Source organism: Bacillus sp. LR--39 (genome assembly GCF_053613335.1).
On sequence record NZ_JBSIOT010000554.1, the window covers coordinates 1 to 873 of the forward strand.

Genomic DNA, 873 nt, shown 5'->3' on the forward strand with positions numbered 1-873 from the left:
TGGAGGGACTGGCCCTATGATACCCGGCAACCGCTGTTTCAAACAGAATGGTGCTAAATCCTTAAGAACATTGCGTTCTTGCAGATGAGGCGGAGATTTGATCGTTCAAGCTCTTCCTTACACAAAGGAAGAGCTTTTTACATGCTCAATATTTCAGAAAAGAGGCGAATAACATGGCTCAACAAACGAATGTTGCAGGACAAAAAACAGAAAAACAACGCAAAGCACCTTTCCGCGCCGATCATGTCGGCAGTTTGCTTCGTTCCGTTCCGGTGAAGGAATCCCGGCAAAAAAAAGCGGCTGGTGAGATGACAGCGGAACAGCTTCGTGATATCGAAAATCAAGAGATCACCCGCATCGTGGAAAAACAAAAAGAAATCGGTCTCGATGTGGTAACAGACGGGGAATTCCGACGTTCCTGGTGGCATTATGACTTCCTGGAAGGGCTTGACGGTGTGGAACCGTTCATCCCGGCTGAGGGAATTCAGTTCCATAACACAAAAACGAAAGCGCGCAGCATCAAAGTGACGGGAAAACTCGATTTTACGAGCCACCCAGCGCTTGCTGATTATCAATTTTTACATGAGATTGCTGGTAACGCGACGCCAAAATTGACCATTCCCAGCCCAAATATGCTGTTTTTTGGCGAAAAGGCGGATAAAGGGATTTATGACGATCAAGAGGAATACTTTCATGATCTGGCCCAAGCGTACAAAAAAGCAATCAAAGCCTTCTATGATGCTGGCTGCCGTTATCTCCAGCTCGATGATACGTCATGGTCTCTCTTCTTTGAGGAAAAAGGCAGAGAGGTTGTCCGGGCGCTCGGCGGCGATCCAGAAACATTGCCAGCCATATTTGCCAAAACAATTAACG

General features: G+C 47.0%; 1 pseudogene and 1 riboswitch. The pseudogene reads left to right on the forward strand.

Going from position 1 to position 873, the window contains the following annotated elements:
• Positions 1-91: riboswitch (SAM riboswitch) on the forward strand. This riboswitch is flagged as partial in the annotation.
• A gap of 82 nt (positions 92-173) precedes the next feature.
• A pseudogene (locus ACWHAR_RS24840) lies at positions 174-873 on the forward strand (5-methyltetrahydropteroyltriglutamate--homocysteine S-methyltransferase); the annotation flags it as partial.